Here is a 13140-nt window from a genome sequence, read left to right as displayed (position 1 = left end):
GTTTGGAAGCCTGTTGATGAGTTGCCGAGGGTGTCATCGAGGGGGAAGAGCGTGACTTTCCAGGTTCCGGTGGCTGAGCCTTTGGGGATGGTCATGGTGCGTTCCCAGACGCCGTCTTTGGTGGTGCCGGAGACCAGTGTCATGGCGCCGAAGCCTTGGCGCTGCCCGGTGGCGTCGTTGCCCATGGTCACCACGGGTTCGCGGGCGCCGGTCCGGTCGGTCAGCCGGAGGGTGACTTTGACGGTGGCCGGTCCGGTGGCGATGTTCAGGGCCTTGGGTGTGACGGTGGAGCTGACCAGGACGGGCCCGGTCACATCCGAGGCAGCGCTGGCGGCAGGCGCCATTGCAACAGAAAGCATTGTGAAGATCGTCAGACAAAGGGTCAGAAGGGTATTTCTAGATTTCAGGTTGGTGATCACCAACGGCCCCTTAAGGCTTGTGCGGCCCGTTGGCCGCAGTGAATGGGTCCGCGAGCGGCGGACCACGTGATTGTAGCGGGCGCCAGCGACACCGAAGGCTCCGGCACGCCTCCCGCGCCTTTCTGCCACGCCGAGGACAATGAGATTGTGCAGCGACACCTGCGCCAACAATGGGGTGCCGTATCCATGTAGCCGGAGCCGCTGTGAGGCCGCTGGAACCGCTCTGTATTTCAGATCGGTAACGGATGCTCCTATGCTTAGCTGGAGCCTTTGTAAGGATTTGGGGGCGAGTAGTCGTGAGGAAACCGGTATATGAGTAGTGTTCTGACAATCCGCGGAGGCGTCCCGCTAACTGGCCGCGTCACCGTTCGCGGGGCCAAGAATCTTGTCCCCAAAGCCATGGTTGCTGCCCTTTTGGGCAACGAGCCATCGGTGTTGCGCAACGTGCCTGAAATCAAGGACGTCGAGGTTGTCACGAGCCTGCTCCAGCTCCACGGCGTCAGGGTCGACAAGGATCCCGTGACCGGCGATCTGACGCTTGACCCGAAGGGCGCCAAGACGGCCTCCAGCACGGCCATCGACGCCCACGCGGGCGATTCGCGCATCCCGATCCTGCTGTGCGGGCCGCTGATCCACGCCATCGGCGAGGCCTTCATTCCGGACCTGGGTGGCTGCAAGATCGGCGACCGTCCGATCGACTACCACCTCAATGTCCTGCGCCAGTTCGGCGCCGTCGTGGAAAAGCGCCCCGGCGGCATCCACATCTCCGCGCCCAACGGGCTCAAGGGCGCCAAGATTGCGCTGCCCTACCCGTCCGTGGGCGCCACCGAGCAGGTCCTGCTGAGCGCCACGCGCGCCGAAGGCATCACCGAACTCTCCGGGGCGGCCACCGAGCCGGAAATCGTGGACCTCATCGCGGTGCTGCAGAAAATGGGCGCCATCATCAGCGTCCAGACTGACCGCACCATCCGCATCGAAGGGGTCCGGGACCTCGGCGGCTACAACCACCGCGCCCTCTCGGACCGCAACGAGTCCGCCTCCTGGGCTTCCGCGGCCTTGGTCACCCGCGGCGACATCTTTGTCGAAGGCGCCACGCAGCGCGACATGATGACCTTCCTGAACACCTACCGCAAGGTCGGCGGCGGCATGGACATTGGCGACGACGGCATCCGCTTCTACCACCGCGGCGGCAAGCTCAACCCCTTGGTCCTCGAAACTGACGTGCACCCCGGTTTCATGACGGACTGGCAGCAGCCGCTCATCGTCGCCCTGACCCAGGCCGAGGGCGTTTCGATCGTCCACGAGACCGTGTATGAGAACAGGTTCGGTTTCACCGATGCACTGATCCGCATGGGCGCCAATATCCAGGTCCACCGCGAGTGCCTCGGCAGCGTGCCGTGCCGCTTCGGCCAGCGCAACTTCCTGCACTCCGCCGTCATCTCCGGTCCGGCGCAGCTCAAGGGCACCGAGATCGACGTGCCGGACCTGCGCGGCGGGTTCAGCCACCTCATTGCCGCCCTGGCCGCCACCGGCACGTCCCGCGTCACGGGGATCGACATCATCAACCGCGGCTACGAGCGCTTTACCGAGAAGCTCGCCGGCCTCGGCGCCGATTTCGACATCACCTCGGTCAAGTAGCGGGGGACCTGTGAAGGAATCGGCCAAGAGCCACGTCACGTTCGTGACAGTCGCCGGGATCATCCGTCCCGTGATGAACCTCCTCATGGGAAAGAAATGGGAAGGCCTCGAAAAGCTCCCCGCCGGGGGCTTCATTGCCGCGCCCAACCACTGCACTGAGATCGACCCGCTGGTGGTGGGGCACATGCTCTACAACCAGAAACGGATGCCGCATTTCCTCGCCAAGGCCGGCCTCTTCAAGGTCCCGGTCCTAGGCGCTGTCCTGCGGTCCACCAAACAGATCCCGGTGGAACGTTCGACGACGGGGGCGAACCGTTCGCTGCAACTCGCCAAAGAGATCGTGAACGAAGGCGGGGCGATTATCATCTACCCGGAAGGAACCCTGACCCGGGACCCGGCACTCTGGCCGATGAAGGGGCGCACCGGTGCGGCGCGCATGGCGCTGGAGAGCGGCATTCCCGTGGTGCCCATGGCCCACTGGGGTGCCCAAGAGGTCTTCCCGCGGTATGCGAAGCGTTTCTACATTTTCCCCCGCAAGACTTCCCGCCTCGTGGTCGGGGATCCCGTGGACCTGAGCGCCTTTGAGGGCCGCCCGCTGGACAAGGCAACGCTCGACGCAGCCACGAATGCCATCATGGACGCCATCACGGGCCTCCTGGCGGGACTGCGCGGAGAACAACCGCCCGCCGAGCGGTGGAACCCAGCAGCGCACAACCAGCCGACGCACGGCCGCATAGACCCGGACGTCACAGCGTGACGGCGGATTTGGCGATGTCAGCCACCCGCGAATCCGGGTCCGCCGCCACAGTGGCCGTCCTGGGGGCAGGCTCCTGGGGCACGACCTTCGCCAAGGTCGTGGCCGACGCCGCCACAGCCTCCGGCGTCGAGCGAAACATCCGCCTTTGGGGCCGGCGGCCCGAAGTCGTGGACCAGATCAATACCATGCACCGCAACGAGCAGTATCTGAAGGGCATCACGCTGCCGTCCAGCATCACGGCGTCGAAGGACGTTTCCGAGGTCCTGGCGGGCGCGGAGCTGGTTATTCTGGCCGTGCCGGCACAAACCCTGCGGCCGCAACTGAAGGCCTGGAAGGAGCATCTGGCGCCTGGGGCCGTCGTGGTGTCCCTGATGAAGGGCCTCGAGCTCCACACCGACGCCCGCATGAGCGAGGTCATTTGCACGGAGCTGGACCTGCCCGCGGACCGGGTTGCCGTGGTATCCGGCCCCAACCTGGCCATGGAGATCGCCCGGGAAGAGCCAACGGCATCCGTCGTGGCCTGCACGGACTCGAGCACCGCAGGCTGGATCGCGCGCAGCTGCACCGCGCCCTATTTCCGCCCGTACACCACGAGCGACGTGATCGGCGTCGAAATCGGCGGAATCGTCAAGAACATCATTGCCCTGGCCGTCGGCATCTGTGAAGGCAAGCAGATGGGCGACAACACCAAGGCCTCGGTCATCACCCGCGGCCTGGCGGAGACCTCCCGGCTGACACTCGCCCTGGGCGGCGAAGCCCGGACCATGGCGGGGCTTGCCGGACTGGGTGACCTGGTGGCCACCTGTTCCTCACCCCTGTCCCGAAACCACACGGCCGGCAGGCTGCTGGGCAAGGGGCTGACGCTCGAGCAGGTCACCGCCGAAATGAAGCAAACGGCCGAAGGCATCAAGTCCAGCCAGGCGGTCCACGAACTTGCCGGAAAGCTCGGCGTCGATATGCCGATCACGGCCGCCGTCGTCGCGGTCCTTGCCGGAAAACTGTCCGTAGACGAACTGGGGCCGCTGCTGCTGTCCCGGGACCTGAAACCCGAAGGCGATCACTGAGAGTGTCAGAGAACAACATGACCACAGAAGGCCGTACGGGCCAGCCCAAGCCCCGAGTGGCGGTGCTGTTCGGCGGCCGCTCCAGCGAGCACGCCGTCAGCTGCGTGACAGCTGCCGGCGTGCTGGGCGCCATCGACAAGGACAAGTACGACGTCATCCCGATCGGGATCGCCAAGACCGGCCAGTGGGTTCTGGCCTCCGGCGGGACCGACGAGTGGTCGCTCTCCGCCTCGTCGTTGCCCGAGGTGGCACCCTCAGCGCAGACCGTGACCCTGGCCGAGATCGGCGGCGAGCACCAGCTGATCGTCGCAGCCCCGAACACTGTTCCGCAGGAGCTCGGCGCCGTCGACGTCGTCTTCCCGCTGCTGCACGGCCCCTTCGGCGAAGACGGAACCATCCAGGGCCTCCTGGAACTGTCCGACACCCGATACGTGGGCGCGGGCGTGCTCGCGTCCGCCGTTGGCATGGACAAACACTTCATGAAGGTGGTCTTTGAATCGGCCGGGCTCCACGTGGGGCCCTACATCGCCGTGACCGACCGGCAGTGGCGCAACGATCCCGAGACCGTCCGCAAGCGCGTGGACCAGCTCGGCTTCCCGGTCTTCGTCAAGCCCGCCCGCGCAGGGTCTTCCATGGGCATCTCCAAGGTGGATTCCCTCGAGGGCCTCGACGCCGCCATAGAGATCGCCCGCGAGCATGACCCTAAACTGGTCATCGAGGCCGGCATCACGGGCCGCGAGATCGAATGCGCCGTGCTGGAGGGCCGGGGGACCGATGCCCCCCGGACGTCGATGCCGGGCGAGATCTCCGTCGCGGGCGGCGGGCACGAGTTCTATGACTTCAACGCCAAATATGTGGACGACGCCGCGGCCCTCAGCTGCCCGGCCGACCTCCCCGAAGAAGCGATCACCCGCGTTCGGGAACTGGCCGCCGTCGCCTTCGACGCCGTCGGCGGCGAGGGACTGAGCCGGGTTGACTTCTTCTACACCCCTGACGGCGAGCTGATCATCAACGAGATCAACACCATGCCCGGGTTTACGCCCAAGAGCATGTACCCGCAGATGTGGAAGGCCTCAGGGCTGGGGTACGCCGACCTGATTGACGAGCTGATCCACCTGGCCCTGCACCGCAAGACCGGCCTGCGCTAGCATCGGGCAGGCCCGGACGCGTCTGCCCGGACCTACTTGCTGGTGGGGAGGTTCTGCAGGTCCTCTTGCCCCACGCATTTCCGGGTGGCCGGGATCTTCAGCGCGGCGGCGGAGAGGTCCGCGAGCACGGTGGCCGAACTGATCTTGTCCGGATCCATCAGGATCTCCGTGGCCGGTTCGCGGCCGAACGTGGTCAGCGTCCACACAGGGTCGCCTTCCTTGATGACCCAGTCGACGTCGTTGACGCTGACGCAGCGGTCCGTCGTGGGGCCGGGAACGTTGACGCCGCAGCGCAGGATCACCAGGGACGGATCGCCCCAGGCCGCGGTGGCCTGGGCATTGGTCTTGCGCAGTTTGGCATCGCCGATTGCGTCCGGGAGGGCCAGCATCATCGGCGCGCAGGCCGCGTTCGCGGCATCCTTGGCGGGCGTGACGTCGACCACCGGCGAGCAGGATGTCAGGGCGAGGCCCGCTGCAGCGGCCGCGGCAATAAGGGGAAATCGCGCGGAAACGACGCGGCTGAAATGGAGCATTCATCCAGCCTAACCCGGTGCGCGTGGCGCTATCGCCACAGTTTGGAGAGTCGGGATAGCATCTCTAGGAACAGCCTGGCTCTTACCATCGAGTAGACTGGGACCTCGTGCATCAGTGGGGCTCTGCCGACAATGACGTTAGCGTTGGTCGCATAACGCACATTTGATTCAATCTCGCACTGTGGGGGAGGGACTGTCGATGACGTCGTGCAGCCGAAAGAAATCCATACGGATCGGGCTGGGAGCTTTGCTTCTCGCCGCTTCAGTCATGGGCACAGCGACAGGCGCGAGCGCCGATGACCTGGTCATTCCTGGCCCCTTGGCACCGGCAGTTTCGCCCTCTCCGACGCCCGCCGATCCGGGTCCCACAGCGCCGGCGACGGATCCTGCGTCGCCTGTGCCGACCGAACCCGTGATTGTGCCGCCTCCGGTGGAAACTCCGGCCCCGCCGATTCAAACGCCGGTTCCGGTGGCCCCGGCCCCGGCCCCAGTAGTCCCGCCCGTCGTGCCTGCCGCGCCGCCGGCCGCGCCGATCGTGACGCCCGCGCCTGCGGCGGTCACGCCGCCTGTTGTCGCTCCTGTTGCACCGGCTCCGGTTGTTGAAGAAACCCCGTCGGAGACGCCGACACCGACACCCACACCGACCCCGACGCCGGCACAGTCCACGGCCCCTGCGGTCATCTCGACGCCCACTCAGCCTCCGGTCATGGTGAAGTCTGAAGTCCAGGCTGCCGTGGCCGTTGCCACCGGCAGCCCGCTGGCCGTCCAGGCGATCACCGTGCTGGCCCTGCTGGGACTGGGCTTCGTCTACTACCGCTTCATCGGCTCCAAGAAAGCCACGGGCGTCCCGCGCACCGGTAAGTCCTAATCCCCATGCAGGATGAAGTCCTTATGGAGCCGACTGCGCCCAAATCCTCGACCGGCGGTCTGCAGATCACGCTGATCACGCACTCCTACTGGCCGGAACAGAGCCCGCCGCAGCGGCGCTGGACCGCCATGATCAAAGAGTTCTCCCACTCCGGTTGGGACGTCGACGTTGTGACACCAGTGGCGCACTATCCCTTCGGCCGGCGGGCCCTCCCGCGCTGGATGGCCGGCAGGCCGTTCCGGCTCCGCAATGGCCAGTTCACCGAAAAGATCCTCCACGTGCCGTACCTGCGCCACGGCAACTCCCGCGCCGCGCGGCTCATGGACCAGTGTTACTCAGCATTTTTGTCCGTCCCCGCCGGGATGATGGTCCGCAAGCCCGACGTCGTCATTGTCACCGCGCCCGGACTGCCGTCCCTGGCAGCCGGCTACGTCTTGGCCAAATTGCGCCGGGTACCGCTGATCGTGGAAATGCGCGACGCCTGGCCCGACCTTGCCCGCGACGCCCGCCTGGTTCAGGGCAGCGTGAAAAGTGTCGTGGAGCATGTGGTGGATTTTGTCCAGCACCGCGCGGACCTCGTGGTCACCGTGACGGAGGGCTTCGCGGCAACGCTGCGTGCTCGCGGTATCCGGAACGTTGCGACCGTCAGCAACGGTGTGCACCTGGATGCCATCCCTGTCGTCGGGCCGCCCGAGCCGGAACGGGACGTCTTCGAAGCTCTCTATCTCGGCAACCACGGGGAGAGCCAAAAGCTGGACGTCGCCATCCGCGCGAGTGCCCTCGTAGGGGACTCCATGCACCTGCACATGGTGGGCCACGGGACACAGCGTCCGGCGCTGGAGAAGCTTGCACGTGAGCTAAAGGCTCCCGTGACCTTCCACCCGCCCCTGACCGGCGACGACATGCTGGAACGCTACTCGTCCGCCGACACCTGCATTGTGTCCTTGCGGGATGACTGGAAGTCCTTCGAAACCACCGTGCCGTCCAAAACCTATGAGGTTCTGGCAATCGGCCGCCACATCACGGCTGTGGTCCGCGGAGAGGCCGCAAGAATTGTCTCGGATGCCGAGGCCGGCGACATCGTGGCCAGCGACCCGGAAGAACTCGCCGCCCTGTGGCGGGAACTGGCTGCGGACCGCGGGCGCCTGGTCCGCAACGGCGACAGCCGCCAGTGGGTCAAGGCCAACGCCGAGTACGAGCAGCTCGCGGGCCGCTACATGGAAATCATCAGCGAACTCCTCGCCGAAACCGGCCGCGGCCGATGATGCAGCTCGTCAACAACATCCGGCTGGCCCAGAGCGTGGTCCGTCAGCACCTGACGGATGATCCCGTCATCCTGTTCCTGCAACTTTCCCGCAGAATGCCGGCCGCCGCGCTTCCCCTGGCGAAGCGTGTGGGCCGCTGGGCCCCGAAGGACGCGACGTCCTCAACCGTCCTGTTCGCGGCGCTGGCCGCGGGAGACACTGACGACGTCGAACGGCGGCTCCGCATCGCCGCCGCTGGCACCGTCCAAGCAGAACGCGCACGGCGGCTGGCCGACGTCGCCCTCGCAGCAAACCTTCCGGACGTCGCGGACATCCTCCTTGCCAAGGCAGGCACCTCGCGGCAGGTGAAGCAGGCCCGGGCACGGCGGCTCTGGTACGACGGCGCCATCAGCGAAGCCGTCGCGGCTCTCAATGACTCCGGAACGGCGGGCAAGCGGCAGCAGGCCAGGCTGGCCGCCGAGGCGGCAATACTGGCCGATGCCGCCCCGTCGGTGCAACGGCACTCTTACACACCCGTTCCCGGCCGGATCCTCCACTTGCTGACGAATTCCCTGCCGCACACCGCCAGCGGTTACGCCCAGCGGTCGCACTCCACCCTGCTCGCCCAGAAGGAAGCAGGCTGGGACGTTTTGGCGGTCACCAGGATGGGTTACCCAGTGCAGGTCGGCAAACTCCTCGCAAAGACAACAGACACCGTGGACGGAGTCCGCTACCAGCGCCTCATCCCCGCCACGATGGCCCAAAACATTGATGCCCGCCTGCAGCAGCAGGCGGATGAGCTGCTCGCTGTGGCACTCGAGTTCAGGCCGAGCGTCCTGCACACCACCACGCACTACGTCAACGGACTCGTCGTGCGGGCCGTGGCCGGGGCCCTCGGGATTCCCTGGGTCTACGAGGTCCGCGGCCAACTTGCCGACACGTGGGCCTCCACCCGCGGGCCCGAAGCCCGGCAGAGCGAGAAATACCGACTGTTCCAGAAGCGGGAAACGGAAGTCATGCGCGATGCTGACCTTGTCCTGACGCTTGGCAGGGCCATGAAGGCCAACATTGTTGCCGCCGGCATCCCGGACAGCAAGGTCATTATTGCGCCGAACGCCGTGGGAGGAGACTTCCTCGCCGAACCGCTGGACAAGGCCAGTGCCCGGCGTGAGCTCGGTCTCGCAGAAGACGGACAATTCATCGGCACGGTGAGCAGCTTGGTAGCCTATGAAGGGATTGAGGACCTTCTGGCCGCGTTTGTGCTGCTCGCGGAGGACATGCCTCGGCTCCGCCTCCTGATAGTCGGCGACGGTTCTTCCCTGCCAGCGCTGCAGATACAGGCGCAGAGAAGCGGCTATGCCGATCGCATCATGTTCACAGGCCGTGTGCCCCGCAGCCAGACGGCCCTGTACCATCAAGCGCTGGATGTTTTCGTTGTGCCGCGCAAGGACTTGGAGGTGACGCGATCCGTGACACCCCTCAAACCCGTGGAAGCCATGGCCTCCGCACGGCCCGTAGTGGCCAGCGACCTGCCGGCACTGGCGGAAATCGTCGAGGACCGCGTGACGGGCTTTCTGGCGGCGGCGGGGGATTTTGCCGCCTTCGCCGGGGCTATCCGGGATTTGCTTTCGGACCCGGATCTTGCAGCAAAGTTCGGGGCTGCCGGCCGGGAACGCGTGTTGCAGGAAAGAACATGGGCCGCCAACGCGGTTGCCCTGGCACGAGAGTTGGAAATGCTGGGAGTAACTAGATGAGCATCCAAGAAAAAACGGAAGTGACCCAGCCCGAGGCTGCGGAAACGCAGGCGCCCGCCACTGTCGCCGTGCCGGTGAACCTTGTCCGGCTGAGCAAGGTGGGGCAGCGGCCGGATTTCCTGGACTACCTTGTCCAGCTGTGGGACCGCCGGAGTTTCATCGTCTTTGATGCCCGGGCCAGGGTGCAGAGCGGTAATGACAAGCACCATTTGGGCTCAGCGTGGCTGGTGTTGACGCCGCTTCTGAACGGCCTCAGTTTCTACCTGATTTTTGGTCTGTTCCTGGGCACCAGCAAGGGCATTGACAACTTCATTGGCTACTTGATCATCGGCGTATTTACGTTTTCGATGAGTACCCGTTCCATCCTCGGCGGGGCGAAGTCTCTGACTAGCAACACCTCGATGATCCGAGCCTTCCAGTTTCCCCGGGCGTCCCTGCCCATCGCCGTGAACGTGCGGGAACTCTTCTCCAACGTTCCCGTGACCATAGTCATGCTGCTTTTCGTCATCTTCACCGCGCCTGCCGAGGAAATCACGTGGCGGTGGCTGCTGATCATTCCGGCGATCCTGCTGCAGTTCCTCTTCAATCTGGGCATCGGCATGTTACTGGCGCCGGTGCTGCTCAAAGTCCCGGATCTGTCCCACCTGCTCTCGTTCATCATTCGTTTCCTGATGTATGTCTCGGCAGTCTTTTTTGCGGAGGAACGCTTCGGGAAATACCCCGTCGTGCGCACCATCATGGATTACAACCCGATTTACCAGGTCATCAAGATCATCCGCGACTCGGTGCTCTACGACACGACGCCATCCTGGCGGGCATGGGGCGTCTTGGGCTTATGGGCCCTGGGATCCGTCGGCGCCGGACTCTTTGTCTTCTGGCGCGGAGAGGAAAGCTACGGACGTGTCTGACGTATCAATCGGCCCGCTTTCGGAGCCCACAGTGGTGGTGGATGACATCTCGGTGGTCTACCGCACCAAAAACAAAACGGAGGGGAGAACCAATGCCCGGACCTCCGTACTGAAAAACCTGCGAGGGCTCCGCCGCGGCGACAGCACCGTGCGCACCACGGCATTGAGCAAGATTTCCTTCGTGGCCAACCAGGGCGATTCCATCGGCATTATCGGCCGCAACGGCTCCGGCAAGAGCACCCTGATGAAGGTCCTCGCCGGGCTGATCATCCCCGACACGGGCACTGTCTATGCTTCGAGCAACCCGATTCTCCTGGGCGTCAACGCAGCTCTGATCAGCTCCATCTCGGGTGCCCAGAACATCCGGCTCGGCTGCCTGGCCATGGGCATGAGCCACGCCGAGATTGACGCCAAGTTTGACGACATCGTGGAAATGTCCGGGCTGGAACACGAAATCTTCCACCCGATGAACTCCTATTCTTCGGGCATGGGCGCGCGCCTCCGCTTCGCCATCGCAGCTGCCGTGGATCCCGAGATTCTCCTGATTGACGAGGCCCTCAACACCGGTGATGCCCAATTCAAAGACCGCTCAAAGGCGCGGATGGAGAAGGTCACCGCACAGGCCGGCACCGTCTTTGTAGTCAGCCACAGCCTGGGCACCATCACGGGCATGTGCAACCGCGCCATCTGGATTGACAAGGGCGACTTCATCATGGACGGCACCCCGGACGAGGTTGCCAAGGAATACCGAAACTTCATTTGGCGCATGAACGAGGGCAACGCCGACTACGGCCGTCAAATCCGCGCTGAGCTGATGGCGAGCCTGCCCGAAATGCGTACGACTCTGCTCCCCAACGGCTGGAAGCGGTCCAGGTAAACGATGAGTTTTTGGGATAGGACGGCGTACTGGCGCCGCGCGCTGTGGCACGCCCGTCAGGGCGGCATGGCCCAGGTCAAGAGTTACCTGCACCGCAGCGGTGCGGAGCGTGATGAAGCCAGCCTGTCCGGCGTCCGCGGCGCGGAGGGCACCTGGCGCGGCCTGGGCCGCGGCCGCCGCCTGGTTTTCCGGGAAGCGGTTGTTGGGGTTGCAGAGCCACGGAATCCGCAGCTGCGCGTTGGCATCATCATGGATGACTTCTCCGCGGCCGCGTTTTCCGCCGAGTGGTCCGTAGTGCCCCTCAGACCGGACACCTGGCAGCAGCAGCTGCGTGACGAGGCGCTGGACTTTGTCGTTGTCGAATCCGCCTGGGCGGGCAACGCCGGGCTCTGGCGGGGCAAAATCACCGGGCCGGCCGGGCCGTCGCCGGTGTTCGTCGAGCTGACGGCGGGGTGCCGTGCGGCCGGGCTTCCGGCCGTCTTCTGGAACAAGGAAGACCCGCCCCACTACGAGGACTTCCTGCCTGCCGCGAAGCTCTTCGACCACGTCTTCACCACTGACTCCAACATGCTTCCCCGCTATCGCGAGGACTTGGGCCACAGCCGGATTTCCGTGCTGCCCTTTGCCGCGCAGCCCCGGATCCACAACCCGGCCCGGCCGCGGCACGGCTGGCACGCCCGCGAGATTGCCTTCGCTGGAATGTACTTTGCGCACAAGTATGAGGACCGTCGGCGCCAGATGGACTACCTGCTGGGAGCGGCCGTGGACGCTACGGCGGGCAAGCGCCCCGGCTTTGAAATCTTCTCCCGCCAGCTTGGCAGGCAACCGCAGTACCAGTTCCCCGGCATCCTGAAGAAGCACGTCGTGGGATCGCTGTCCTACAAGCAGATGCTGACCGCCTACAAGGCGTACAAGGTCTTCCTCAACGTCAACTCGGTCACCGACTCGCCGTCCATGTGCGCCCGCCGGATTTTCGAGATCACCGCCGCCGGGTCCTGCGTTGTGTCGACGCCCAGCGCCGCGATCGCCGAGTTCTTCCCGGACAAGGAAATCCCCACGGCGGACAACCGGGAAGACGCCACGCACTTGCTGCGGGCGCTGACTGCCAATCCGGACTACGCCCAGCGCCTGGTCCACAAGGCCCAGCGCAGAATCTGGGCGGAACACACCTTCAGCCACCGGGCACAGTCCATCGCGGCTGCGGCGCGGCCGGCCCTGGCCGCGCCGGCGCCGAGGGCCCAGGTATCGGTCCTCGTCTCCAGTTTCCGTCCGCAGCAACTCGACCATGTCATTGCCGGCGTCGCCGCCCAGCAGGGCGTGGATGTCCAACTGGTCTACCTCGCCCACGGGTTTGAGGTCGACGATGCGGCATTCCGGCGGAAGTGCCTGGAAGCCGGGATTCTCGACGTCGTGGTTCTTCAGGAACCGGGGCAAACGCTGCTCGGTGAGTGCCTGAATGCCGCCGTGGCGCGCGCCGATGGCCGGTTCTCCACCAAATGGGATGACGACGACATTTACAGCCCCATGTACCTGGGCGACCAGGTCAACGCCATGATGTACTCCGAGGCCGAGGTGGTCGGAAAGCGGGCGCACTACATGCACCTCGCCGGGGCTGGTGCTACGATCCTGCGCAACCCGCAACTGGAACACCGGTTCGTGGAAGCAGTCTCCGGACCGACTATCTTCGCTGCCACCGACACGTTCAGGCGCATACCCTTCCATCCCGTGCAGCGGGGAGAGGACTCGCGCTTCCTGGGCGACGTCATCGAGTCGGGCGGTCGGGTGTACTCCGCGGACCGCTTCAACTACTGCCAAATGCGGGGCGCCGACGCGGCGTCACACACTTGGCCCATCACCACTGAAGAGCTTCTGGCTTCTTCAACGATTCAGTTCTTCGGCTCACCCGAAGACCACATTTTAGTTTAGGGGA

13 protein-coding genes are annotated in these 13140 nt (G+C 65.0%); 10 read left to right on the top strand and 3 right to left on the bottom strand.

Annotated features, from left to right (window positions below; translation table 11 throughout):
• Positions 1-359 (bottom strand): hypothetical protein (locus C560_RS0115385; RefSeq protein ID WP_026538866.1); only part of this gene is annotated, 359 nt, incomplete at its 3' end.
• Between the two features lie 372 nt (positions 360-731).
• Between C560_RS0115385 and murA the strand changes: the two genes are divergently transcribed.
• Genes murA through C560_RS0115365 form a run of 4 tightly spaced genes read left to right on the top strand, consistent with a single transcriptional unit; the run spans position 732 to position 5026 of the window.
• Positions 732-2057 (top strand): UDP-N-acetylglucosamine 1-carboxyvinyltransferase, encoded by a 1326-nt coding sequence (murA, locus tag C560_RS0115380; RefSeq protein ID WP_026538865.1) that lies wholly within the window; start codon positions 732-734, stop codon positions 2055-2057.
• A 10-nt stretch (positions 2058-2067) separates the two neighbouring features.
• Entirely contained in the window at positions 2068-2814 is a 747-nt protein-coding gene (locus C560_RS0115375) for a lysophospholipid acyltransferase family protein (RefSeq protein WP_026538864.1), read from the top strand.
• A 14-nt stretch (positions 2815-2828) separates the two neighbouring features.
• Positions 2829-3878, top strand: coding sequence for an NAD(P)H-dependent glycerol-3-phosphate dehydrogenase (locus C560_RS0115370; protein WP_026538863.1), 1050 nt, complete (start codon positions 2829-2831; stop codon positions 3876-3878).
• 17 nt (positions 3879-3895) lie between these two features.
• Positions 3896-5026, top strand: a complete 1131-nt coding sequence (locus C560_RS0115365) for a D-alanine--D-alanine ligase family protein (protein WP_026538862.1) — start codon at positions 3896-3898, stop codon at positions 5024-5026.
• Positions 5027-5058: 32 nt separating this feature from the next.
• Here C560_RS0115365 and C560_RS0115360 read toward each other — a convergent pair whose 3' ends face one another.
• Both C560_RS0115360 and C560_RS23405 read right to left on the bottom strand, forming a co-directional pair.
• A complete protein-coding gene (locus C560_RS0115360) occupies positions 5059-5559 on the bottom strand; it encodes a DUF3515 family protein (RefSeq protein WP_026538861.1) in 501 nt (166 codons plus the stop codon).
• 453 nt (positions 5560-6012) lie between these two features.
• The gene (locus C560_RS23405) at positions 6013-6252 is read right to left on the bottom strand and encodes a hypothetical protein (protein WP_155855804.1); all 240 of its coding nucleotides are present in this window, start codon (positions 6250-6252) and stop codon (positions 6013-6015) included.
• Between the two features lie 13 nt (positions 6253-6265).
• On the opposite strand from C560_RS23405, the gene C560_RS23400 reads away from it, so the two are divergent.
• The 6 genes from C560_RS23400 to C560_RS22095 are packed head-to-tail and all read left to right on the top strand — an operon-like array spanning position 6266 to position 13136.
• The gene (locus C560_RS23400; RefSeq protein ID WP_155855803.1) at positions 6266-6427 is read left to right on the top strand and encodes a hypothetical protein; all 162 of its coding nucleotides are present in this window, start codon (positions 6266-6268) and stop codon (positions 6425-6427) included.
• 23 nt (positions 6428-6450) lie between these two features.
• A complete protein-coding gene (locus tag C560_RS0115350) occupies positions 6451-7692 on the top strand; it encodes a glycosyltransferase family 4 protein (protein WP_231494374.1) in 1242 nt (413 codons plus the stop codon).
• Complete coding sequence (locus tag C560_RS0115345) at positions 7689-9425, top strand: glycosyltransferase family 4 protein (protein WP_026538859.1); 1737 nt, start codon at positions 7689-7691, stop codon at positions 9423-9425. The genes C560_RS0115350 and C560_RS0115345 overlap by 4 nt, the downstream gene beginning before the upstream one ends.
• The gene (locus tag C560_RS0115340; RefSeq protein WP_026538858.1) at positions 9422-10333 is read left to right on the top strand and encodes an ABC transporter permease; all 912 of its coding nucleotides are present in this window, start codon (positions 9422-9424) and stop codon (positions 10331-10333) included. Before C560_RS0115345 ends, C560_RS0115340 begins: the two co-directional genes overlap by 4 nt.
• Complete coding sequence (locus C560_RS0115335) at positions 10326-11210, top strand: ABC transporter ATP-binding protein (protein WP_026538857.1); 885 nt, start codon at positions 10326-10328, stop codon at positions 11208-11210. The genes C560_RS0115340 and C560_RS0115335 overlap by 8 nt, the downstream gene beginning before the upstream one ends.
• 3 nt (positions 11211-11213) lie before the next feature.
• A complete protein-coding gene (locus C560_RS22095) occupies positions 11214-13136 on the top strand; it encodes a glycosyltransferase (RefSeq protein WP_231494373.1) in 1923 nt (640 codons plus the stop codon).
• Positions 13137-13140 lie beyond the last annotated feature (4 nt).

The organism is Arthrobacter sp. 9MFCol3.1 (genome assembly GCF_000620385.1).
Taxonomy (GTDB): Bacteria; Actinomycetota; Actinomycetes; order Actinomycetales; family Micrococcaceae; genus Arthrobacter.
This window is presented reverse-complemented; position numbering and strand designations above follow the sequence as displayed.